Source organism: Massilia agri, from assembly GCF_024753255.1.
GTDB classification, from domain to species: domain Bacteria; phylum Pseudomonadota; class Gammaproteobacteria; order Burkholderiales; family Burkholderiaceae_D; genus Telluria; species Telluria agri.
Window position 1 is genome coordinate 265,213 of record NZ_JANUHA010000006.1, and the last position, 22,811, is coordinate 288,023.

A 22,811-nucleotide genomic window follows, 5' to 3' on the forward strand; every position below is an offset into this window, starting at 1 on the left:
ATGTGAGGGGCGGGCGCAACGGTTTTTCTGTCCTCCTTGCCCCCGGTTTCGTCGCCACTATCCCGGCTCCGTCGCATAATGTCACCCGGCAATGAAGACCAGGACTAATCTGGCGCTGCCCTGACCCTTGAGAGACGATCATGATTGCAAGCCTGTTCCACCTTATCCGGCTGCTCGCCGCATGGCTGCTGAGCTACCTGTTCCTGTGCATCCTCATCAACGAGACCATTTTCGAGCCGCTCGATCGTGACCCCGGCGGCTACTTCGCCTTCGTGGCCCTGCTGCTCGGCACCTGGATCGCCTCCGGCGTGTTCTCGCACATCCGCCGTGTGCGCCTGATCGCCGGCGCCCTCAACAGCACCACGCTGTCGAACCGCCAGCGCCGCCAGATCGAAATCCCCTTCGAGGCCGGCGAAGCCTTCGACCTGATCGATGCCGCCATCCGTGAACTGCCGGGCGCCGAGATCGTCGACTCGGCCCGCGACAGCCTGCAGGTGCGCGCCAAGGTCACCCGCATCGACCCCTACGGCGGGCGCAGCCAGTCCTCGCACTGGGCGCTCGATCATTTTGGTGCCCGCCGCAACCAGATCCTGGCCACCGTCACGCCCAACGGCGACGACGCCGGCAGCGTGACCCTGATCTGCGAGCCCGAAGGCGCGGCCTGGACCGACCTGTTCCTGGTCGACCACGGCACCAACCTCGAGAACGCCGAAGCCATCGCTCGCGCCATCACCCGCCGCGTGGCCGAGCGCCGCCGCGGCGAGGCGGCCAAGGTACGCCAGACCGCCACCGAGAAGGAACTCACGGTGGCCAAGCTGAACCTGCTGCACGCCCAGGTCGAGCCCCACTTCCTCTACAACACCCTGGCCAGCGCCCAGGTGCTGACCCGCAGCGACCCGGCGCGCGCCGACGAGATGCTGGGCAACCTGATCCAGTACCTGCGCCATTCGCTGCCGCGCACCGAGGACGCCCCCTCGACCATCGGCGAGGAACTCGAGCGCGCCCAGGCCTACCTCGACATCCTCAAGATCCGCATGGGCCCGCGCCTGCAGCTGCAGGTCGACATTCCCGATGCCCTGCGCGGCGTGCTGTTCCCGACCATGATGCTGCAGACCCTGGTCGAGAACGCGATCAAGCACGGCCTCGAACCGAAACCCGGCGGCGGCACCGTGTGGATCCTGGCGCGCCAGGTGGCTCAGTTGGAACATTCGGCGGTGGCCGTGACGGTGGCCGACGACGGCCGCGGTTTCACCGCCGAGGGCGGCGGTACCGGGGTCGGCCTGCGCAACGTCCGCGAACGCCTGCGCCTGGCCTACGGCAGCGCGGCCAGCTTCTCGATCGTGGCCAACTTCCCGAGCGGGGTGGCGGCCACCATCACCGTCCCGAACACCGTGCAAGCAGGAGTCCATCATGCCTAAATGTGTGATCGCCGAAGACGAAGCGCTGCTGCGCGAATCGCTGGTCCAGCTGCTGGGCCAGGTGTGGCCGGAACTCGAGATCGTCGCCGCCTGCGAGGACGGCGGCAGCGCGCTGGAGGCCATCGCGGCTTGCCAGCCTGAAGTGGCCTTCCTCGACATCCGCATGCCGGGCCTGTCCGGCCTGGAAGTGGCGTCGAGCATGCTGGACGCGGGAATGAAGACCGAGGTCGTGTTCGTGACCGCCTACGACCAGTACGCGATCGACGCCTTCGAGCGCGGCGCCGTGGACTACCTGCTGAAACCCGTGGCGCGCGAGCGCCTGGCGGGGACGGTGGGGCGGCTGCGCGAGCGCCTGGCGCGCGGCGGCCAGGACATCCGCCAGCTGCAAAGCCTGCTGCAACAGCTGCAGTCCGTGGCGGCGCCGCAGCCGAAGACGCCGCCCCTGGTCTGGCTGACCGCCAGCCGCGGCCAGGAGACGCGCCTGATCATGGTCGACGACGTGGCCTACTTCCAGTCCGACAGCAAGTACACGGTGGTGATGACGGCGGACGGCGAGGCGCTGCTGAGAAAGCCGATCCGCGACCTGCTCGAGGTGCTGGACCCGGCCATGTTCAAGCAGATCCACCGCTCGACGATCGTCAACCTGCGCTGCGTCGCCGGGGTGACCCGCGACGAGAGCGGGCGCGGCACCCTGCGCCTGAAGAACCGGCCGGAAACCCTGGCGGTCAGCCAGCCCTTCATGACCTTGTTCAAGAATATGTAAGCAGATGTGAAACCATGCACAGAGTGTAAGAGTGTGCCCTGGCGAACCGAATCTGGCAGTTTCCAGTGGTAAAGTCCTGCCAACGACACACGGAGACCCATCATGAAAGCACTCTTCCTCTGCGCAGCCCTGGCCGCGGCATCGGTTCCGGCCCTGGCCCAGACCAATGTCAGCATCAGCGTCGGCCAGCCCGGCTTCTACGGACGCATCGACATCGGCGACGGCTACTACGGCCCGCCGCCGGTCTACGTGCGCGAGCCGGTCATCATCGAGCGCCACTACCATGCGCGCGCCCAGCCGGTCTACCTGCGCGTGCCGCCGGGCCACCGCAAGAACTGGCGCAAGCATTGCCGCAAATACGGCGCCTGCGGCCAGCCGGTGCTCTTCGTGCAGGACCGCTGGTATTCGGACGTCTACGCGCCGCGCTACCGCGAGCGCCATGGCGGCTACGACCGTCATGACCGCCACGACCGCCGCGACCGTCACGACGACCGTGGGCATGGCCGCGACCATGACCGCGGCCACGGCAATGGCCACGGCAGGGGCCACGGCCGCGGCCACGACTGAGACTGTCGATAAGGCAACACACCCGGTGCGCCCGGGTGTAGACTTGCCCCTCCAAAACAAGACAAGGGGGCAGGGATGAAACGCGTCACAGGTATCGGCGGCATCTTCTTCAAGGCCCAGGACGCGGATCGCATGCGCGCCTGGTACAAGACCCACCTCGGCATCGATGTCCAGCCCTGGGGCGGGGCCGCCTTCAGCTGGACCGACGACGCGGGCAAGCCGACCGGCGGCACCACGATCTGGAGCATCTCCGGTCCCGGCGAAGACCCGCCGCCGGCCAGCAGCGCACCGTTCACGATCAACTACCGCGTCGCCGACGTCGAGGGCCTGGTCAAGGTCTTGCGCGAAGAAGGCTGCAATGTGGTCGGCGAGGTGCAGGATTCCGAATACGGCAAGTTCGGCTGGGTGCTCGACCCGGAAGGCAACAAGGTCGAGCTCTGGCAACCGCCGCCCGGCCAGTAGTCAGGCCGGGAAGGGAGCGCGCGCATCCAGCAGCCCTTCGGCGCGCAGCTCCTCCCAGAAATCCTTCGGTATCCGCAGATCCATCAGCGCCGCGTTGCGCTCCAGGTGCCGCGTGCTGCTGGCACCCGGGATCGTCGCCGCGACCAGCGGATGCGCGGCGCCGAACTGCAGCGCGGCCGCCGCCAGGTCGACGCCGTGGCGTCCCGCCACCGCGCGCAGGCGCTCGCGCCTCACATGGTGTTCGGGCCTGGCCGGCTGGTAGTCATAGTGGTCGCCGCCCGCCAGGAAGCCCGAGTTGAAGGGCCCGCCCAGCACGAAGCGCGCGCCGCTTTTCTCGGCCAGGGGGAAGAGTTCGTCGAGTGGCGTGGTCTCCATCAGGGTGTAGCGCCCCGCCAGCAGGAAGATGTCCGGGTTTGAATCGCGCAGGGCGCGCAGGCAGGGTTCGACCGTGTTCACGCCCAGGCCCCAGGCCTTGATCAGGCCTTCCTCGCGCATCCGTACCAGGCCCTCGAAGGCGCCGCCCGGGCCGGCCGCGATCCGGTAGTAGTGATCGAACCGGTCGCCGAAATGGTCGGGCGAGAGATCGTGCACGTAGACGATGTCGATGGCGCCCAGGCCCATGCGCTGCAGGCTGTCCTCGACCGAGCGGCGGGCGCCATCGGCGCTGTAGTCGTAGACGCGGCGGTAGGGCATCGAGGAGACGAAGGGCGGCTCGATATTGCCGTCCAGGTCGGGAATGAGGATGCGCCCGACCTTGGTCGACAGGGTGTATTCACTGCGCGGCCGCTGCCGCAGGGCCTGGCCGAAGCGGTGCTCGGAAAGACCCGTGCCGTAATGCGGCGCGGTGTCGAAGTAGCGGATGCCCGCTTCCCAGGCCGCGTCGACCGTCTCCTTCGCGGATTGTTCGCTCGTCTTGTGGTACATGTCGCCGAGACCGGTGCCGCCCAGCCCCAGTCGCGTGATCGGTTGGTAGCGCTGTGTCACGTGGATTCCTTTCCTTCCTTGAACATGTCCAGCGCATGCTAGCGCGCGGGGAGGAATGGCGGCGCGCAGGCCGAAACAGGCTGCCGCGCAACGTGACTTGTGATTACGTATTAAAATTGCCACATCGCCCATGTGCTGGCATTGCCGGACGGGCGCCATGACGGAGGTGAAGCTTGCGTAGCGATATCGTGATCGTGGGAGGCGGGGCCGGGGGACTGGAACTTGCCTGCAAACTGGGGCGCAAGCTCGGCCCTTCCAAAGTGACGCTGGTGGACAGCCGGCTCTACCATATCTGGAAGCCTTCGCTGCACGAGGTGGCGGCCGGGACCCTGGACATCCACCAGGAAGGCCTGTCTTACCAGATGCTGGCGCACGACAATGGCTTCAATTTCGTGTTCGGCCCGATGACGGCGCTCGACACGCAAAACCGCAGCATCACCGTGGGCGCCATCGTCGCCGCTCTTGAGAACGACGAAGTGCTGCCCGAGCGCCGCCTGACGTATGGCTCGCTGGTGCTGGGCATCGGCAGCGTCTCCAATTATTTCGGCGTGCCCGGCGCGCAGGAACACACGATCTCCCTCAATGCCACCGAGGACGCCGAGCGTTTCCGCCTGCGCATGCTGCGCCTGATGCTGGCGGCCGAACAGGATCATGAAGAAGGCAAGGGCAGTGGCCTCGACGTCGTCATCATCGGCGGCGGCGCCACCGGCGTGGAGCTGGCGGCCGAACTGCGCGAAGCCTCGGGCGCCTACGTCACCTATGGCTTCGACCAGCTGGACGTCAGGCGCGACGTGCGCATCACCATCCTGGAAGGCGCGCCGCGGGTGCTGGCGCCGTTGCCGGAAAAGGTGTCCGCCGCCGCGACCGAGCTGCTCGCCAAGCGCGGCATCCGCGTGGTCGCCAATTGCCGCGTGACCCAGATCGACAAGGACCGCGTGATCGACAAGGACGGCAACGTCTATCCGGCAAACTTGTGCGTGTGGGCGGCGGGGATCCGCGCGCCGGACCTCCTGGCCACCCTGGGCCTGCCGACGGCCAAGGGCGGCCAGGTCGAAGTCGATGCCCACCTGGCGGTGAAGGGCGTGCCGGACGTGTATGCGCTGGGCGACTGCGCCGCCTGCGTGGACGGCAAGGGCAATGCGGTGCCGCCGCGTGCCCAGGCCGCGCACCAGCAGGCCGACTACCTGGTCACGACTTTCCTGCGCAAGGCCAAGGGCGAGCCGCCGCAATCGGCGCCTTACGAGTACCGCGACTACGGCTCGCTGGTGTCGGTCGGCCGCGACACGAGCGTGGGCAGCCTGATGGGCTCACTGCGCGGCGCCAGCTGGTTCGTGCAGGGCACGATGGCGCGCATGATGTACACGAGCCTGCACCTGATGCACCACCGCGCGGTGCTGGGCACGATGCGTACCGGCGTGCTGGCGCTGGCGCGCTTCCTGGTGCGGCGCGCGACGCCGCTGGTCAAGCTGCACTGATTGCCTGGGCCGGCCGGCTCAGGCGGGGGCGGTCTTCGGCAGCGTCATGCGCAGCACGGCGCCGCCGCTTTCGCCCGAGCCGAGTTCGAGCGTCCCACCAAGGAAACGGGCGCGCTCGCGCAGCAGGCGCAGGCCGTGGCAGCTGTTCGATTCGAGGGCCTTGTCGTGCTTCGGCAGGCCGCGGCCGTTGTCGCGCACGGTGAGCATGACCTGGTCTCCGTCGTCGTCCAGCACCACCTCGACCTCGGTCGCCTGCGCGTGGGCGGCCACGTTGCGCAGGCCTTCCTCGGCGCAGCGCAGCAGCACCACGCCCTGGGTGCGCGTATAGCTGCCGTCCTCGTCCGGCAGGCTGGCGCGGGCCTGGACGCCGTTGGCGGCGCCCCAGGCGGGCACCAGCTCGGCCAGCGCGGCCTTGAGGCCGAGGAACTCGAGCTTGTCGTTCCACAGCTCGAGCTGCATCTTGCGGTTGGTCTCGATGATGTTCGCAAGCAGCGTCTTCATCTGCGCGCTGCGGTCGCTCATCGCCTTGTTATCGGCCGGGATGTGCTGCGTCAGGAGCGCCAGGTGCATCGTCAGTGCCGTCATCGACGAGCCGAGGCTGTCGTGCAGCTGGCGCGCCAGCAGGCGGCGTTCCTCGTCCCAGCAGGCGGCGAGATAGCCCAGCATTTCGGCGAGGTCAGCGGTGCGGTCCGCGCCAGGTGCGGGCTGCGGATGTGCCGGTTCGGTCATCGTAGGCTCGGGTTAAATGTTTCCCAAAATAATACAACAGTTGGCGATGGGGCGGCGCGCAAAGCGGATCTCCCATGTGCCGGGACCAGCGTGCGTTGCCGAACGGTGTACACAGCAGTTTCGGGCGAAGCTGGAGGCGTGGGCTGGTTGCACGCCAGCCACGCTACTCAACAACAATGGGGGTATTACCATGACGACCGCAAACAAAGCGCAGGATGCCATCACGCTGCTCACGGCGCAGCACCGCGAAGTGCACGAGATGTTCGAGAAGTTCGAGAACATGACCGACCGCGCCAAGGTCAGCAAGAAGAAGCTGGCCGACGAGATCTGCCAGGCCTTGACCATGCACACCACGATCGAAGAGGAAATCCTGTATCCGGCCGTGCGCGAGGCGACCGAGGAAACCGAGGACATGGTGGACGAGGCCGTGGTCGAACACGCGTCGGCCAAGGACCTGATCGCCCAGATCCAGGAGATGGACCCGGGCGACGACCTGTACGACGCCAAGGTGAAGGTGCTGGGCGAGCTGGTCGACCACCACGTCGAGGAAGAAGAGAAGGAAATGTTCCCGAAGATGAAGGAACTGAAGCTGGACCTCAAGGCCCTGGGCGAAGAAATGGCGGCGCGCGCCGCTGAACTGCAGTAAGGAGTTGCGTAGGGTGGTCGGCTCTGCCGACCGCGCGTTCAACTCCCGTTTCAAGGGACGCGGCGCGGCTGTGCACCGGCTGCTTGAACGCGTGGGCGGGGGACTCGCGGGGCCGCCCAGGCCCACCCTACGGTACGGCGGTGGTTTTTACGCCGCGTGCGCCTGCACGCTGGCCGGCGCCAATGCTTCCAGCAACTGCTCCATGCTGACCGGCTTCACCAGGTGCTGGTCGAAGCCGGCTTCCAGCACGCGCCGCTGGTCTTCCGCCAGGCCGTAGCCGGTGAGGGCGATCAGGCGGATGCCGCGCGTGGCCGGGTCCATGCGCAGCCGGCGCGCCACTTCATAGCCGTCGATGCCGGGCAGGCCGATGTCCACCAGCGCCGCGGCCGGCAGCTTGGCCATTGCTGCGGCCACGCCCTGCAGGCCGTCGGCCGCCTGGTCGACCGGGAAGCCGTGGGCGGCCAGCATGGTCGCCATCATCTCGCGGCCGTCTTCATTGTCTTCGATGAGCAGGACCGAGGGCTTGCCGCTGTTGTCGCCATGCGTCGTCTGCGGCGCCTGCGTCGCGAGCGCCGGCTCGGTGCGCGGCAGGCGGATCGTGAAGGTGCTGCCGTGGCCGCTGCCTTCGCTGTGTGCGCTGACGCTGCCGCCATGCAGTTCCACCAGGCGGCGCACCAGGGACAGGCCGATGCCCAGGCCGCCCTGGGAGCGGTCGATCGAGATCGCGCCCTGCACGAAGACGTCGAAGACCTGGGGCAGCAGCTCGGCCGGGATGCCGACGCCGTTGTCGCGCACGTTCAGGACCACGTCCCCGCCTTCCTGGACCAGCTGGATGTCGATGTTGCCGCCGCTCGGCGTGTACTTGAGCGCATTGTCGAGCAGGTTCGAGGTGATCTGCTCGAGGCGGGTCGGGTCGCCGTCGACCCAGCCGGGGCTGAGGTCGACGCTGAAGCGGTAGCCGGCGGTGCGGCCGGTGGCGCGGAAGGTTTCCATGCAGCCGGCGACCAGGTTGGCCAGGTCGGTGGGTTTGCGCGCCAGGAGGATCTTGCCCGACATCGCGCGCGACAGGTCGAGCAGGTCGTCGACGATGCGCGACAGGTGCTGGCTCTGGCGCTGGATGATCTGCTTGGCGCGGCCGACGGTCTCGCTGTTCGCGCCCGGCAGGCCGATGAGGCTCGATGCGCTGCTGATCGCCGACAGGGGATTCCTCAATTCGTGGCCGAGCATGGCCAGGAATTCGTCCTTGGCGTGGCTCTTGCGTTCCGCATCGCGGCGTTCTTCCATCTCGCGCACCAGGCGGCGGTTGGTCGCGGTCAGCTCGGTGGTGCGCTGGGACAGCTTCTCGGCCTGCCGCTTGAGCTGCTCGTTCTTCATGGCCAGGGCCACGAACACCGAGACCTTGGCGTGCAGGACCTGGGGGATCACCGGGGTAAACAGGAAGTCCGCGGCCCCGCGCTGGTAGGCTTTCAGGCGATCGATCTCGTCGGCCAGGAAGGCGGTGACGAAAATGATCGGGATGTCGGCCGAGCGGGCGCGCTGGTGGATCGCCTCGGCGGTCTCGAAGCCGTCCATGCCGGGCATGTTCACGTCGAGCAGGATCACGGCGAAATCGTGCAGCAGCACCTGGCGCAGGGCTTCCTGGCCGGAACGGGCGGAATGGACGGCGTAATTGCTCTCGTCGGCCCACTGGTCGAGCAGGCTGGTCAGCGCAAGGAGGCTGGCGGCGTCGTCGTTGACGACCAAGATCTTCGGTTTATCGGTGTGTGCCACGATGGTTGCGATGCTTTCGCCAAAAGGGTCGTGCCTTCAGCAAAGAATATCAGAGCAAAGATTGTTTCGTTTAAGAAATTGGTCGTAATAACAAAGGATGATATCACGCCCAAATCAGTGCACTTAAGCAAAAAACTCAATCGTGCGCACGGGACGATGTACGGTGCCGCACATACGCCACACGGGGCTTGTGCGATAGTGGAATCGTCCAGTTCAACCGTATTCACGAAGGACGGGGCTGCCTACATGAAAGGACATCCTATGAATATCGACTCTATCGTAAATCAACAATTCCACGGCAAATCGTTTAGCGAGCTGGTCAATGCACCCTTGACCGCACTGTGCGGTGTCAACGAACAACAGGCACAGGCCTTCGCCGGCATCGGCGTGCACACGGTCGGCGATCTGGCCAACCTGCAGGTGGTGAACTATGCCATCGCCATCAAGGCCTTGTCCGGCTGCGAAGGCATGTCTTCGAAGCAGCAGGCGGAAGAGGGCCTGCTCGACGACGCCGTCGAGATGACCTTCCCGGCCAGCGACCCGATCTCGGTCGACGCCGGCATCACGCGCATCGAGGTGGCGCCGGACAAGGTCGACGCCAGCACCGACCACCAGCACGCCAAGGCCATCGAGGCGCACAACGAGGAGGCGCTGGGCACGGCGGCGATTCGTACCGGCTACCTGCAGAAGGGCGAAGGCGGCAACCGCTGAGCCTCGGGTTTCCGGTTTCAAGAAAACGGGCCACCGGTGGCGCAAGCTGCCGGTGGCCCGTTTTCCGTAGAGCGTGCGGCGTCAAGGCCGCGGGCAACACATGTTCAGGGGTGAAGCCGGACACCCCGCAACAGCAGGGCGTGGCAGGCAGGATGGCTCAGCGGTGCGGCGCCGCCATCTCCACGGCCGGCGTGGCGGCCTGGGCGGCCGGCATCTTGGACGCGCCCTGGCGGTTCGCCGCCGGCGAGCAGAAGCGGTTCTTGCCGGCGCGCTTGGCCTCGTACAGGGCGTAGTCGGCGATATTGATCAGGGCGTCCACCGTGTCGGCGTCGTCCGGGTAGATGCTGATGCCGATCGAGGTCGACAGGCGCAGGGTCAGGTCGTTGATGAAATACGGTTCCGACAGGGCTTCGACCAGCTTGGCGGCCGGGCCCTGGGCGTCGGCCAGGGTGTGGATGTCGCCCAGCACGACCATGAATTCATCGCCGCCGAGGCGCGCCACCGTGTCTTCCTTGCGCGAGCTCGACAGCAGGCGCTGGGACACCATCTTGAGGATGTCGTCGCCGTAGGCGTGGCCATAGGTGTCGTTGATCGCCTTGAAGCCGTCCAGGTCGAGGTACATCACCGCGGCCTTGGCATGGCTGCGGTTGGCGTGCTGGAGGGCGGTTTCGATGCGGTCTTCCAGCAGGCGGCGGTTGGGCAGGCCGGTGAGGGCGTCGTGCAGGGCCAGTTCCTGCTGGGCCTTGGAATACTGGGCCAGTTCCTTGTAGAGCAGGCGCACTTCCAGCATGTTGTGGATGCGCTTGTGCACCTCCAGCAGGTCGAAGGGCTTGCTGATGAAGTCGCGCGCGCCCGCTTCCAGGGCGGCGATCTTGAAGCTGGGCTGGGCGGTCAGGGCCAGGACCGGCAGGTAGCCGCCCTGTTCGATTTCCTTCAGGCCCTTCATGACCTGGAAGCCGTTCAGGCCGGGCATCTGCAGGTCGAGCAGGATCAGGTCGTAGTTGTGCTCCCGGTGCAAGGGACAGACCTGCTCCGGCAGCATCGTCGAACTGACACAGGTGTAGCCTTCCTCGCGCAATATCTCTTCCATCAGCTCGATATTGTCGGGCGAGTCGTCCACCACCAGGATCTTCGCGTTCAAAATGTCTTGTCTGCTCGGCATGCTCGTCTCTTCTACTCTGGGGGGATCGCCGCATTTCCCATCGGAATAGGCGCATCCCATCTCTTCATAGTCTAGCAAACCCTACAAAATTTCTTGTAGGACAGCGCCGCGTGTCCGGGTAGGAGCGTCAAGGACCGTGTGCGCGCGTATTCCCGGCGGCCCGGCGCACCGTCGGCCCGGCCACCGACGCCACCGCCGCAATCAGTTCGCCCGGCTCGACCGGCTTCGAAATATGGGTCGAAAAACCCGCTTCCAGCGCCTTGAGGCGGTCTTCCGGGCGGGCAAAAGCCGTCAGGGCGATGGCCGGCAGCTGGCCGCCGGCTTCGCGCGGCAGCGCCCGCACCCAGCCGATCAGCTCGAATCCGTCGAATTCCGGCATGCCCAGGTCGCTGATCAATACGTCGGGCCGGTGGGCGCGCAAGGCGTCGAAGGCTTCGCGCGCGCTAGCCGCCACCCGCACCCGGGCGTGACAATCCGTCAGGATACGCGCAATCAGCTCGCGGCCGTCGCGCGCATCGTCGACCACCAGCACCGTGAGGCCGGCGAGGTCGTGCGGCGCCGCTTCCTGGGGCTCCGGCTCGGCCTGCGCGGGCGCGGGAAGGGTACGCTCGGCGCGTCCCGCCGGCGCCCGTGCGCGCGGCAGCTCGATCGTGAAGCTCGACCCCTGGCCCTCGCCCGGACTCTCCGCATGGACCGTGCCGCCATGCTGTTCGACCAGGTGCTTGACGATCGACAGGCCAAGGCCCAGGCCGCCATGGCGGCGCGTCATGGACGCGTCTTCCTGGCGGAAGCGCTCGAACACGTGGGTGATGAATTCGGGCCGGATGCCGGCGCCGTTGTCGCGCACCGTGATCGCGACCGTGTCGGCGCCCTCGAGCTCGCGCAGCGCGATCTCGACCGCCACCATCCCCTCGCGCGGCGTGAACTTGATCGCGTTCGACAGCAGGTTCCAGATCACCTGCTGGAGGCGGCCGCTGTCGCCGGCCACCAGCAGGCCGCCGGCCTGCGGGTCGTAGCGCTTCTCGAGCACGATGTGCTTGGCGTCGGCCGCCGGCCGCACCGTCTCGATGGCGGCGTCGATGAAGGCGGCGGGGTTGATGGTCTGCATGTCGAGCAGCACCTTGCCCGAGGTGATGCGGCTCATGTCGAGCAGGTCCTCGATCAGCTGGGCCTGGGCGCGCGCATTGCGCTCGATGGTCGAGAGGCCGCGCTGCAGGTCGGCGCCGTCGCGGCTGCCGCGCCGCAGCACCTGCGACCAGCCGAGGATGGCCGAGAGCGGGGTGCGCAGCTCGTGCGAGAGGGTGGCCAGGAACTCGTCCTTCATCTGGCTGCTGCGCTCGGCCTCGGCGCGCGCCTCGCGCTCGTTCTCGAGCAGCACCTTGCGCTCCTCGGCGGCGCGCGCGGTGGCCTCGTAGAGGCGGGCATTGTCGACCGCGATCGCGGCCTGGGCCGCAATGCCGGTGACGATGCGCTCGCTGCGTTCGCTGAACACGTCCGCGTCCGGGTGGCCGAAGAGCATGGCGCCGAGCAGCTCGCCGGACGGCGCCAGCACGGGCACCGCCATGAAACTGGCGACCGGCCAGAAGGGCAGTCCGGGTCCCGCCAGCGCCGGCGCCAGGGCAAGGTCGGCCGCGCGCAGCGTGCGCCGCGCCTGCAGGGCCGGGCCGAAGCGCGCGAGGGCCTCGGCCAGCGGCAGTTGGGTGAACCGGGCCATGGCCTCGCCGCCGGGCGCCGTGGTCGAGAACAGGGTGCCTTCGCCTTCCTCGGCGACGTGGTAGAAGGCCCCGAAGCGCGCCCCGCTGATGCCGAGGGCCGCCTCGGTGGCGGCGCGCAGCAGCGAGCGCAGGTCGCGGGTCGACGCCAGGATGCTGCCGGTGCTGTTGAGCAGTTCGAGCACGTGGGATTCGTCGCGCAGCGCCTGCTCGGTGCGCTTGACGTCGTCGACGTCGGTATTGGTGCCGAACCAGCGCTGGACCCGGCCATGGCGGTCGCGCACCGCGCTCACCCGGGTCAGGTACCAGCGGTACTGGCCGTCGGCGCCGCGCAGGGGGTATTCCATCTCGAAGGGTTCGCCGCGCCGGACGGTCTCGCGCCAGCGCTGGTCGAGCCGGGCCAGCGCGTCGGGCGCCACCGCGTCCTGCCAACCCCAGCCCACGCTCTGCTCGGGCGTGCGCCCCGTATAGGCATACCAGCGGTCGTTGAACCAGACGATGGCGCCGTCGGCGCCCGCCATCCAGGCCAGCTGCGGGATGGTATTGGCCAGGGCGCGCAGCAGTTCCTCGCTCTGGCGCAGGGTGTCCTCGGCGCTTTTCCTCCCGCTGATGTCCTGCACCACGCCGGTCATGCCGGCCAGCAGATCCTGGGCGCCGGCATAGTCGGGGCGGCCCACCAGGGCCACCCAGCGCGCTTCCTGCTGGCCGGGCGCATCGGGCGAGAGACGGCACTCGATGTTCAGGTCGGCCCGCGCCTTGAAGGCCTTCAACACGGCGCGGCGTACCTGCAGGCGGTGCTCGGGGTGCAGGCGGGCGCGCAGCTGCGGCCAGGGCAGCGGGGTGTCGGCCGGCAGGCCGAGGATGCCGGCCGCGCGCGGCCCCAGCAGCACCCGGTCGGTGGCGGCGTCCCAGCGCCAGTCGCCCAGGCGCCCGGCCGCCAGCGCCACCTGCAGGCGGTTGTTGTTCTCGACCAGGGCCTGCTGGTCGAGCTTCCTCTGAGTGATGTCCTGGAAGTAGAGGGTCAGGCCGTCGGGCGAGGGATGCAGGCGCATCTCCAGCCAGCAGCCGAGGCGCCGGTAGTAGAAGTCGCGCACCACGGTCTCGCGCTGCTGCATCGCACGCAGGCAGTCCTGTGCCACCGAGGTGCCGTGCAGGTCCTCGAACTCGTCCCACAGATTACGCCCGACCAGGCCCGCGCGGCTCTTGTCGAGCGGGGCGATCATCTGCAGGGCGCGCCCGTTGATATAGGTGATGCGCCAGTCGCGGTCGACCGCGCAGAAGCCGTCGGACAGGCTCTCGAGCATGTTCTCCATGCGCTCGCTGGCGCGGCGCAGCGCGTCCTGGGCGGCGATCAGCTCTTCCTCGGCGCGCTGGCGCGCGGCCAGCACGCTCTGGGCATTGCGCAGTGCGGCGGAGCGCATCATCTCGAGCTCGTGTTCGTCGCTCATGCGGCCTGCTCCAGGATGCTGCGCGCGAGGACCGTGCCCTCGACCCGCGCCCGGATCTTGGCGAAGGCGGTGTCGCGCGAGATGCGGGTGTCGTCGTAGAAGGGCGCGAAGCCGCTGTCGTCGGTGCTGCCGAGGCGCCCGATGCCCAGGTATTCGGCCGCCAGCAGCAGGCGGTCGGCCACCTGGCGCGCGCTTTCGACCCGCGGCTCGGCCGGGTTGGTCACGCCGACGAACACCCGCTGCTCGGGCCGCGCGTAGTCGCGCGCGATGCGCAGCACGCGCTCGGGGTCGGGCTGGCCGGCCATGGCGATGTAGACGCTGCCGGCGCGGATCTCGAACAGGGCCGGCAGCAGTTCGGCGTAGTCGACCTCGCCCTCCTGCGCGTCATCGATGCCGCCGGGCGGCTGGATGCCCAGCGGCGAGACGTGCAGGCCGATCCGGGCCCGATCGGCGCCGGAAAAGCGCCGCAGGGCCAGGTTGTTCAGGTGGACGAAGCTGGCCAGCAGGGCACCGCTGGGGTCGAGCCGCATCGCCAGCGGACCTTCGGCGAAATCGACCTGCACCTTGTGCGCGCCGGCGGCCAGGCAGCGCCGGATCTCGGTCTCGTGCTCGCGCACGAGGTCTTCCAGGAACTGCTCGCGCGGGTAGCCGGGGATGCCGTCGGGCGGATACATCAGGGACAGGGCCGACGGGGAGATCACGGCCTGCTTGAGCGGCCTGGTGGCGTGGCGGCGTGCGGCGACCAGGAAGCTGTCCGCATAGCACTGGTAGCGGAAAGGCCCGGCTGTGAGGCGCGGCATGCGGTGGCGGGCGGCGTCGTCCGAGGACAGTTTCGCCGGGATGCGAAAGCCGTCCGGCGCCGCATTCGGGGCGCCGTGGACCGGGTAGCTCCAGAAGTTCTCCAGCTTGCCCTGCTCGCCGTCGCAGACCACCGGCGCACCGGTCGCTTCCAGGGCGGCCACGGTGGCGCGCACCGCTTCGTCGAGCAGCGGCGCAAGCGCGCGCGCGTCGAGGCCGGCGCGCACGGCGGCGACCAGTTCGGGCGGGCGGGGGATGCTGCCGATGGCTTCGGTCGGGATCATCATCGCTGGCTGGGCTGGGAATGCGGTGCGCCGCGCCGGGCCGGCGGCGGCAAACGGGAATCCGGGCCGGGCCATTGTAGCCCAGCCAGGCCGGCTTGGGGCGCATTCACAAAAGGCAAGACCGGGCCCGCGCCTCTTATCCGCCGTGCGCCGGCAGGCGCGCGACCTTGGCCAGGGCATCCTGGAGCTGGTCCAGCTCGTAGGGCTTCTGCAGCGACAGGTAGGGGAAGTCGAGGTGGCGCAGCAGGGTGTCGCCGTAGCCCGAGGCGAAGATCACCTTCAGCGTCGGCTGGTTGCCGACGGCCTGGCGCGCCAGGTCGACCCCCGACATGCCGGGCAGGCTGACGTCCGAGAACAGCACGTCGTAGCGCCGGCTGCCGAGCAGGTCGAGGGCGTCGTTCGGATGCGCCACGCCGTCCGCCTCGTGGCCGAAGGCCTTGAGCATCTCGCACACCAGGTACTGGGAATCGAGGTTGTCCTCGACCACCAGGATGCGCAGGCTGGCGTCTTCCGGAGGCGACTCGGGCGCGCTCGCCGCCGGGGCGGGCGGGGCCAGGACGATCATGACGCCGGCAACCTGGGCGCCGTCGTGGACCGGGGTCAGCCACATGTCGCAGCGGTGCTCGCGCATGCCGTCCGCATGGCGGAAGGCCGGGGCGGCGCCGGCGACCATGGCCGCCTGGCCGGACCAGGCCTGCTGCAGGGCGGCGCCGGCGCTCGAGAGCGGAGGCGGCAGCACCGAGGGCACCGCGCCGCCGGGCACGCGGCCGCAGCCGATGCCGGCCAGGGCGGAATAGGCTTCGTTGAAGACCAGCACGGTTTCACGGCCCCAGACCAGCAGGCCGGGCAGGGGAGAGTTCAGCAAGAGATCGGCGGCCACGCGCAAGGGGGCGGGCCAGCGCGCGGGCTCGCCCAGGACGCTGGTGGACCAGTCATAGGAGGCGGCGACGCGCGGGGACAGGACGTTCTCAGGCATGGGCGGAGTGTTGTAGGAACGAAAACATGGCGGCCATCGTACACCAAATGCCACAGTGTTGCCTTTTCGCTCCCGTGCGCGGGAGGGCGGCTCGCCGCTTGCCGCCGGGGCAAAAAAAAAGCCCGCTTCCGGAGAAGCGGGCTGAATCTATTTCCTTGGAGGAGAATAGAGGAGACAGGAAGCATGATGCTGCACCGCAGTAAATTCGTCCAATTTATATTTGTAATGACCGCCATCAGGAATATTGATAAGTTTCATTTGTCAAGCGGGTCGTCGCATCGGCGCGACGGGGCACGCGCTCCACCTGCGCACGCTTGGTGCAAGATAGAAAATGTTCTAGGATGGCAACTATGTTAAAACCTTCCCTGTTCGCCTGCGCTTGTGCGGCCCTGGTTCTGTCGCACGCGGCGAGCGGGCAGGCTGCCGCCCAGGAGGCATTGCCCCTGGCGGACTATTCCCTGGAGCAGCTGTCCAGCATCGTGGTCACCTCGGTGTCGCGCCAGCCGGGCAGGCTGGCCAGCGCCCCGGCCGCGCTCTATGTGATCAGCGGCGCCGACATCGCCCGTTCGGGCGCCACCTCCCTCCCCGAAGCCCTGCGCCTGGCGCCCAACCTGCAGGTGGCGCTCGCCGGCGGACGCGACTACGCGATCAGCGCGCGCGGATTCTCCTCGCAGCTGGCGAACAAGCTGCTGGTGCTGGTCGACGGGCGCAGCGTGTATTCGCCGCTGTTCTCGGGGGTGTTCTGGGACGCGCTCGACCTCCCGCTGGCGGACGTCGAACGGATCGAGGTGATCAGCGGACCGGGCGGCACCATCTGGGGCACGAATGCGGTCAACGGCGTCATCAACGTCATCACCAGGAGCGCCGCCGACACCCAGGGCGGCCTGGTCCAGGGCTACGGCGGCAAGCGCGAACACGGTGTCGCGGCGCGCTACGGCGCCCGCCTGGGCAATGGCGCCTGGCTGCGGGCCTGGGCCAAGCGCGACCACGCCGACGTTCCGGCCGCGGAAGCCTTCGCCATCGGCAAGGGCAGCACCGCCAGGCGGCAGGCCGGCTTCCGGCTCGACTGGGGCGTGGACGAGCAGTCCTTCACCCTCAGCGGCGACGTCTTCCAGGGCGCCCAGCGCGCTTCCAGCAGCGAGTCGCGCGTGGATTTCTCGGGCGGCAACCTGGGCGCGCGCTACGACACCCGCCTCGGCGACGCTACCGAATTGCGGCTGCAAACCTGGTTCGACCAGTCGCGGCGCGACCAGTTCGGCGTCGGGCGCCACCACCTCGACACCGTCGAACTGGAGGCCCAGCTCGCCACAACCCTGGGCGAGCGCCACGCCCTGACCTGGGGCGGCGGCTACCGCCACGGGCGCGACCGCTTCCAGAACGGTCCGGTGCTGCAGTTCGCGCCGACCCGGCGCACGCTGCGCTGGATGAACCTGTTCGCCCAGGACGAGGTCACGCTCGCGCCCCGGCTGCGCGCGACGGCCGGCCTGCGACTCGAGCACAACGACTACACCGGCACCGAACTCCTCCCGAACCTGCGCCTGGCCTGGGATGCCGCCCCCGGCGCCATGCTGTGGGCGGCGGCCTCGCGCACGGTGCGCGCCCCGGCCCGGATCGATCGCGACCTGCGCCTGGCGGATCCGGCTTCGAACGGCGAGCGCTACCTGGTCGCGGAAAGCCCGGAGATGGACTCGGAGACGGCGGAGGTGTTCGAACTCGGCTGGCGCGCCCAGCCGACCGGCGCCCTGTCCTGGTCGGCGACCCTGTTCTACAGCGACTATGCGCGCCTGCGCACCCTGGAGCCACGGGCGGGCCTTCCCGCGACCTTCCGCAACCTCGGCCACGGCCGGGCGCGCGGCATCGAGCTGTGGGGCAGCTGGCAGGCGGCGCGCGGCTGGCGCCTGATGGCGGGCGGGGTGTGGCAGGACATCGACACCGGTGTCGCCGGCGCGAGCATGGACGCTTCGGCGCGCGCGGGCCTGGCGACCAACGATCCGCGCCACTACTGGAGCCTGCGCTCCGCGCACGACATCCTGCCGGGCCTGACCGCCGATTTTCTGCTGCGGCGCGTCGCGCGCCTGCCGCGGCCGGCCGTGCCGGGCTATCATGAGCTGGACGCCAGGCTGGCCTGGCAGGCGGGACCTGAACTGGAACTGGCCCTGGCGGGCCGTAATCTGCTGCATGCGCGCCATCCCGAATTCGGGACGGCGGGCATGCGCCAACTGGCCGAGCGCAGTGTGTTCGCCAGCGCTTCGCTGCGTTTCTGATCGATAAACAACATGACGAACATTCCTCCCGACCGAAAGCGCCGCCTGGCTTGCCGGGCGCTGGCGTTGCCGCTCGTGCTGGCGGCCGCGGGATCCATGGCGTCCGCACCGGCTTCTGGCGCCGCGCCGGATGCGCCGGCGCTGGAGCGGCGGGTCAAGGCCGCCTTCCTGTACAAATTCCTCGGCTATGCCGAGTTTCCTCCGAATGCCTTCACCGAGCCGGGCGGGCCATTGCTCATCGCCGTGGTCGGCTCGGACGACATGGCTGCCGAACTGTCCCGCATCGCGGCCGGAAGGGTCGTGGCCGGACGGCCGATCGTGGTGCGGCGGGTAGCCGATAACGAGGCGCTGCCGCCCGCGCACCTGCTGTTCGTCGCCGGCGGCGACGGCGAACGCTGCGCCCGCGTCCTGCGCGCCGCGTCCGGCGCCTTCCTGACCGTCACCGAATGCGAGGGCGGCCTGCGCCAGGGCAGCGTGATCAACTTCCGCATCATCGACGAACGCGTGCGCTTCGACGTGTCGCTCGATGCCGCGGATCGCAAGAACGTCAAACTCAGTTCGCGCCTCCTGACCGTCGCGAACCGGGTCCAGAAGGGAGGGTCGTGATGAGCACCCACGATACCGGTTCGGTGCGCAGCAAACTCATTCTCATGGCCGTGGCGACCACCATCGTGGCGCTGCTCACGGCCTTTGTCGCCATGCTGGTGGTGGACGCCCGCTCGGCCCAGCGGGTCTGGATCGACGACCTCGCCACCCAGGCCGACATCATCGCCAACGTCGCCGCCCCGGCGGTCTCGTTCAACGACAGCGCCAGCGCCGCCCGCAACCTTGCCGTGCTGCGGGTGCGTCCGCAGATCATGGCCGGCGCCATCTATACCAACAGCGGCCAGCGCTTCGCGACCTGGTCGCGCGAGGGCGCCGGCGCGAGCTTCCCGGCGCGCCCGGAAGCGGCCGGCCACCGCATCGAGCGCGGCGAACTGGTCGTGTTCCGTCCCATCGTGGAAAACGGCGAGCCGCTCGGCACCGTCTACTTGCGCTCGCGCTACGGCCTGTTCGACCGGGTGCTGAGCTACGGCGCCATCCTGGGCGGCGTGATGCTGGGCGCCCTGGTGATCGCGGCCCTGGTGGCTTCGCGCCTGCAGGCCTCGATCACCCGTCCGCTGCAGGCCGTGACCCAGGTGGCGCGCCAGGTGATGCTGCGGCGCGACTTCACCTTGCGGGTGCCCGGCCGCGAGAAGGGCGAGATCGGCGTGCTGGTCGAAGCCTTCAACGACATGCTGGCCGAGATCGGACGGCGCTCGGACGCCCTGCAGGCGGCCAACCGCACGCTGGAACACGAGATGACGGTGCGCGAGCGCGCCGAGCAGGCCTTGAAGGTGGCCGACCGCAGGAAAGACGAATTCCTCGCGACGCTGGCCCACGAATTGCGCAATCCGCTGGCGCCGATCCGCACCGGCCTGGACATCCTGCGCATCCGCAGCGGCGACGCCCAGGCGACCCAGCGCGCCACCGACATCATGGAACGCCAGCTGCGCCAGATGGTGCGCCTGGTGGACGACCTGCTGGACGTCTCGCGCATCAACACCGGCAAGTTCACCATCAAGATGGGGCGGGTGGAGCTGAAGGCGGTGGTCAACGACGCCCTCGAGGTGGTGCGCTCCTATATAGAGCTGCACGGGCACGAGCTGGTGATCGACCTGCCGGACCGCCCGGTGTTCCTGCATGGCGACGCCACGCGCCTGGCCCAGATCCTGTCGAACCTCCTGAACAACGCGGCCAAGTACACCAACCGCGGCGGGCGCGTCACCCTGAGCGCCGGCGTCGAGGACAAGACCCTGGTGCTGGAAGTGGCGGACACCGGCATCGGCCTGGCGCCGGACATGCTCGATTCGGTGTTCGAGATGTTCGTGCAGGTCGACTCGACCCTGGAGCGCAGCGTGGCCGGCCTGGGCGTCGGCCTGTCGCTGGCGCGCAAGCTCGTCGAGCTGCATGGCGGGACCATCCAGGCTTTCAGCGAGGGCCTGGGGCAGGGCAGCCGCTTCGTGGTGCGCCTGCCGATCGTGGTCGATCCCGAGCCGATCACCAAGCCGACCCCGGCCGCTTTCATCAGTACCGAGAGCTACCGCATCCTGCTGGCCGACGACAACGTCGATTTCGTCAACAGCATCGGGGCGCTGCTCACCGCCATGGGGCACAGCGTGGTGATCACCCACAATGGCCCGGATGCGCTGGCCGCGGCGGCGCGCTTCTGTCCGGACTACGCCTTCCTCGACATCGGGCTGCCGCACATGTCGGGCTACGACCTGGCGCGCGGCATCCGCAATCTGCCTTGCGGGGCGATGACGGTGCTGATCGCGGTGACGGGCTGGGGGCAGGAGAAGGACCGCCAGCTGGCCTTCGAGGCCGGCTTCGACCATCACATGGTCAAGCCGGTGCGCTTCGAGCAGATCGAGGAGATCCTGGGGAACCGCAGCATCATCAAGAAGCTGCGTACCTGAGCCGCGATCCGCGGCGCCGGGCGTCTTCGGCACGGCAGGCCCACACTGGGCTGTGACAGCGCCATAAAAAAGGCGCTGTCCTCATTATGTGTGGAAAATCCCGACCGCCGCTCTCAGGAGACGCTCGGGTGTCGCGATCCTTTCCCCATCCAGCGCCCAGCGCCAGCCGGGGTAGTTCGGCGGGTAGCGCGAGGCCACGCCGTGAAAGCGCGCCAGCCAGCTGCGCAGACGCTGGTGGTAGGCATTCACAGCGCTGCCAGCAACCGCGAGCGTTGCTGCCTGTTGAGCATGGGCAACTGCCGAAGCAGGTGGACAAAATCCTGGCGAGCGCATGATCCCTCCTGACGGTCCAGCTTGGACATCTGCTCAGCTCAACAGTTCAATTTCTACACCTGACGGTGACAGCGCCAATAAAAAACGGAAGCGCTTGCGCGCTTCCGTCGATTACCCAAAGGTCCGGGCGAGGCTTAGGCTTGCTTTGCCTTGCGGCGGCGTGCCAGGAAGCCCAGGACGCCGAGACCGCCCAGCATCATGCCGTAGGTTTCCGGTTCCGGAACCGGAGCCAGCATCATGGCGCCGCCGAACGATGCGCCGGTATCCGACACCATGGTGCCGCTGACTTGCAGGTAGTAGTTACCTGCGGCGAGGTTGTCGGCCGAGATGCTCCAGACGTCCATTTCGCCGCTCATCATCGAGGTACCGGTCGAGATCAGGACGTCGTCTTCGCCATACAGGGCCAGGTCGGTGATGTCCAGGCCGGTGTCGGCGCTGCCGCTGATCGACGAGATGATCGCATTCAGGTTCATGCCGATGTCGCCGTCGATGGTGAAGGTGAACTGGTCGGCAAAGGTGTTGCCCTCGTTATCAGCGGCGAAGGTGTCGCCGAAGAAGGCGCTGTTATCGACCAGGTTCAGTGCTTGTGGGGAATCGCCGATGACGTCCTGGGCCATGACAGCCGACGAACCGAACGAAGCGGAAGCCAACACAATTGCAGCAATCAGAGATTTTTTCATTTCTTTCCTCGCATAGAATCAGCCGCGTCCTGCAGCTTGGGTTTCAAGTATCGGGGAACTTCATGCTATCAAAAGAGCATGGAAAAGCACGCGAAAGCCTGATTGGACAGTCAATATGTGGCGTTCATTCCAGAAAACAAGATATTTCCGATTGGATATGCTAAAGCGCGATTCTTCATAGGAGAGCACAGCATTTTGAGGTTGATGAGCAGAAAAGATTGCTGGGCTTGCTCAAAATACGTCAGTACAGTCCTACAGAAAGAGGAGGGCCATTCCGGCGCCGAGGTCGCGCAAATTAAGGCCGGTTTAAAGAACGAAGACGCGATATGGATGAGAGATGCGCGCTTTTGCTGAGTTTGGGGAGGCAGGAAGGCAGCGGTTTCCGCGCGTACAGGGCGGTTTACCTGCGCGTTTTGCAAAGTGAGGTAGGAAATCACCGAGATGATCCCTGTCTGCGAGGGCGCAAAAGAAAAATGGCCCAGAATCGCTTCTGAGCCATTTTCTTGAAAAGTTGGCGCGGCTGGCAGGAATCGAACCCACGACCCCTTGGTTCGTAGCCAAGTACTCTATCCAGCTGAGCTACAGCCGCCCGAGGCACGCATTATAGCAGCACCTTCGAAGTTGGCAAACCCCTACGGTGTTCCCGGCTGGCGGCGCCCGTCCGCTTCGCCTGCATCCTTCATCACTACAAGCAGCTGTTCCCCGCCCTCCCGCGCGCCGTCCCCGCATTCCGCGAGGGAATCGGCCTTGACGTCGACCGGCCCGTACCATTCCTCCACGCCCGCCAGTCCGCCGGTGCGACGGATCCACGCCCGGTTTGCCTGGCGGTCGACGAAGAGGGTGTGTGCGAACCCGTCGCTCACCAGGCCCGATTTCGGCAGCGCGATCCGGAACAGGGACGGGGCGGCCCTTGACGTTGCAAGGGGAGGTGGCGACAGGAAGCCGCCATCGCTGATGCCATAGCGTTCCACGAGCGCCTTCGACACCGGACAGGCGGATGCGCTTGCAGCCACGAGGAGGGTAATGAGGAATGCGGCGGTTTGTTTCATTGCAGCCAGCTCTCCGGCCAGGACGATGGGAGCCATCCTAGCAGGGCGTGGTGCGAAAAGATGCGCGGATTCTCACGCGCGC

Annotated in this window: 19 protein-coding genes, 1 tRNA gene and 1 pseudogene; 10 read left to right on the forward strand and 11 right to left on the reverse strand. The window is 67.7% G+C overall.

Going from position 1 to position 22,811, the window contains the following annotated elements; all coding sequences use genetic code 11:
- Positions 1–140: 140 nt before the first annotated feature.
- From NX780_RS11575 to NX780_RS11590, 4 genes are all read left to right on the forward strand, one after another.
- Positions 141–1,418, forward strand: coding sequence for a sensor histidine kinase (locus tag NX780_RS11575; protein ID WP_258828007.1), 1,278 nt, complete (start codon positions 141–143; stop codon positions 1,416–1,418).
- The gene (locus NX780_RS11580; RefSeq protein WP_258828008.1) at positions 1,411–2,181 is read left to right on the forward strand and encodes a LytR/AlgR family response regulator transcription factor; all 771 of its coding nucleotides are present in this window, start codon (positions 1,411–1,413) and stop codon (positions 2,179–2,181) included. Before NX780_RS11575 ends, NX780_RS11580 begins: the two co-directional genes overlap by 8 nt.
- A gap of 102 nt (positions 2,182–2,283) precedes the next feature.
- Positions 2,284–2,748, forward strand: coding sequence for a hypothetical protein (locus NX780_RS11585; protein ID WP_258828009.1), 465 nt, complete (start codon positions 2,284–2,286; stop codon positions 2,746–2,748).
- Between the two features lie 75 nt (positions 2,749–2,823).
- On the forward strand, positions 2,824–3,210 hold the full coding sequence (locus NX780_RS11590; RefSeq protein ID WP_258828010.1) for a VOC family protein: 387 nt from the start codon (positions 2,824–2,826) through the stop codon (positions 3,208–3,210).
- Here NX780_RS11590 and NX780_RS11595 read toward each other — a convergent pair whose 3' ends face one another.
- Positions 3,211–4,194 carry an aldo/keto reductase gene (locus NX780_RS11595; protein WP_258828011.1) on the reverse strand — a complete coding sequence of 328 codons (984 nt, stop codon included), beginning with the start codon at positions 4,192–4,194 and terminating at the stop codon, positions 3,211–3,213.
- 173 nt (positions 4,195–4,367) lie between these two features.
- On the opposite strand from NX780_RS11595, the gene NX780_RS11600 reads away from it, so the two are divergent.
- The gene (locus tag NX780_RS11600) at positions 4,368–5,669 is read left to right on the forward strand and encodes an NAD(P)/FAD-dependent oxidoreductase (protein WP_258828012.1); all 1,302 of its coding nucleotides are present in this window, start codon (positions 4,368–4,370) and stop codon (positions 5,667–5,669) included.
- A gap of 18 nt (positions 5,670–5,687) precedes the next feature.
- On the opposite strand, the gene NX780_RS11605 is transcribed toward NX780_RS11600, so the two are convergent.
- The gene (locus NX780_RS11605) at positions 5,688–6,398 is read right to left on the reverse strand and encodes a sensor histidine kinase (RefSeq protein ID WP_258828013.1); all 711 of its coding nucleotides are present in this window, start codon (positions 6,396–6,398) and stop codon (positions 5,688–5,690) included.
- A gap of 190 nt (positions 6,399–6,588) precedes the next feature.
- Between NX780_RS11605 and NX780_RS11610 the strand changes: the two genes are divergently transcribed.
- Complete coding sequence (locus tag NX780_RS11610; protein ID WP_258828014.1) at positions 6,589–7,044, forward strand: hemerythrin domain-containing protein; 456 nt, start codon at positions 6,589–6,591, stop codon at positions 7,042–7,044.
- Positions 7,045–7,191: 147 nt separating this feature from the next.
- Here NX780_RS11610 and NX780_RS11615 read toward each other — a convergent pair whose 3' ends face one another.
- A complete protein-coding gene (locus NX780_RS11615) occupies positions 7,192–8,814 on the reverse strand; it encodes an ATP-binding response regulator (RefSeq protein WP_258828015.1) in 1,623 nt (540 codons plus the stop codon).
- Positions 8,815–9,075: 261 nt separating this feature from the next.
- On the opposite strand from NX780_RS11615, the gene NX780_RS11620 reads away from it, so the two are divergent.
- A complete protein-coding gene (locus NX780_RS11620; protein ID WP_258828016.1) occupies positions 9,076–9,525 on the forward strand; it encodes a hypothetical protein in 450 nt (149 codons plus the stop codon).
- A 157-nt stretch (positions 9,526–9,682) separates the two neighbouring features.
- Here the strand turns inward: NX780_RS11620 and NX780_RS11625 are convergent, their stop codons facing one another.
- The 4 genes from NX780_RS11625 to NX780_RS11640 form a co-directional block, all read right to left on the reverse strand.
- Positions 9,683–10,687 carry a GGDEF domain-containing response regulator gene (locus tag NX780_RS11625; protein ID WP_258828017.1) on the reverse strand — a complete coding sequence of 335 codons (1,005 nt, stop codon included), beginning with the start codon at positions 10,685–10,687 and terminating at the stop codon, positions 9,683–9,685.
- A 127-nt stretch (positions 10,688–10,814) separates the two neighbouring features.
- Positions 10,815–13,847: a hybrid sensor histidine kinase/response regulator gene (locus NX780_RS11630; RefSeq protein WP_258828018.1), complete on the reverse strand. Its 3,033-nt coding sequence runs from the start codon at positions 13,845–13,847 to the stop codon at positions 10,815–10,817.
- The gene (locus tag NX780_RS11635) at positions 13,844–14,932 is read right to left on the reverse strand and encodes a uroporphyrinogen decarboxylase/cobalamine-independent methonine synthase family protein (RefSeq protein WP_258828019.1); all 1,089 of its coding nucleotides are present in this window, start codon (positions 14,930–14,932) and stop codon (positions 13,844–13,846) included. Before NX780_RS11635 ends, NX780_RS11630 begins: the two co-directional genes overlap by 4 nt.
- A gap of 133 nt (positions 14,933–15,065) precedes the next feature.
- The gene (locus NX780_RS11640) at positions 15,066–15,905 is read right to left on the reverse strand and encodes a response regulator (protein WP_258828020.1); all 840 of its coding nucleotides are present in this window, start codon (positions 15,903–15,905) and stop codon (positions 15,066–15,068) included.
- A gap of 350 nt (positions 15,906–16,255) precedes the next feature.
- Between NX780_RS11640 and NX780_RS11645 the strand changes: the two genes are divergently transcribed.
- Genes NX780_RS11645 through NX780_RS11655 form a run of 3 tightly spaced genes read left to right on the forward strand, consistent with a single transcriptional unit; the run spans position 16,256 to position 20,667 of the window.
- On the forward strand, positions 16,256–18,169 hold the full coding sequence (locus NX780_RS11645; RefSeq protein ID WP_258828021.1) for a TOL_0244 family TonB-dependent receptor: 1,914 nt from the start codon (positions 16,256–16,258) through the stop codon (positions 18,167–18,169).
- Between the two features lie 12 nt (positions 18,170–18,181).
- On the forward strand, positions 18,182–18,775 hold the full coding sequence (locus NX780_RS11650; RefSeq protein ID WP_258828022.1) for a TOL_0243 family YfiR-like periplasmic protein: 594 nt from the start codon (positions 18,182–18,184) through the stop codon (positions 18,773–18,775).
- On the forward strand, positions 18,775–20,667 hold the full coding sequence (locus tag NX780_RS11655) for a sensor histidine kinase, YfiR-like protein-associated (RefSeq protein WP_258828023.1): 1,893 nt from the start codon (positions 18,775–18,777) through the stop codon (positions 20,665–20,667). The genes NX780_RS11650 and NX780_RS11655 overlap by 1 nt, the downstream gene beginning before the upstream one ends.
- An 84-nt stretch (positions 20,668–20,751) precedes the next feature.
- On the opposite strand, the pseudogene NX780_RS11660 reads toward NX780_RS11655, so the two are convergent.
- From NX780_RS11660 to NX780_RS11675, 4 genes and pseudogenes are all read right to left on the reverse strand, one after another.
- A pseudogene (locus NX780_RS11660) lies at positions 20,752–20,916 on the reverse strand (IS1595 family transposase); the annotation flags it as partial.
- Positions 20,917–21,134: 218 nt separating this feature from the next.
- On the reverse strand, positions 21,135–21,680 hold the full coding sequence (locus NX780_RS11665) for an FxDxF family PEP-CTERM protein (RefSeq protein WP_258828024.1): 546 nt from the start codon (positions 21,678–21,680) through the stop codon (positions 21,135–21,137).
- 512 nt (positions 21,681–22,192) lie between these two features.
- A tRNA-Arg gene (locus tag NX780_RS11670) sits at positions 22,193–22,269 on the reverse strand.
- Positions 22,270–22,312: 43 nt separating this feature from the next.
- Positions 22,313–22,729: a hypothetical protein gene (locus tag NX780_RS11675; protein WP_258828025.1), complete on the reverse strand. Its 417-nt coding sequence runs from the start codon at positions 22,727–22,729 to the stop codon at positions 22,313–22,315.
- Between the last annotated feature and the right edge of the window lie 82 nt (positions 22,730–22,811).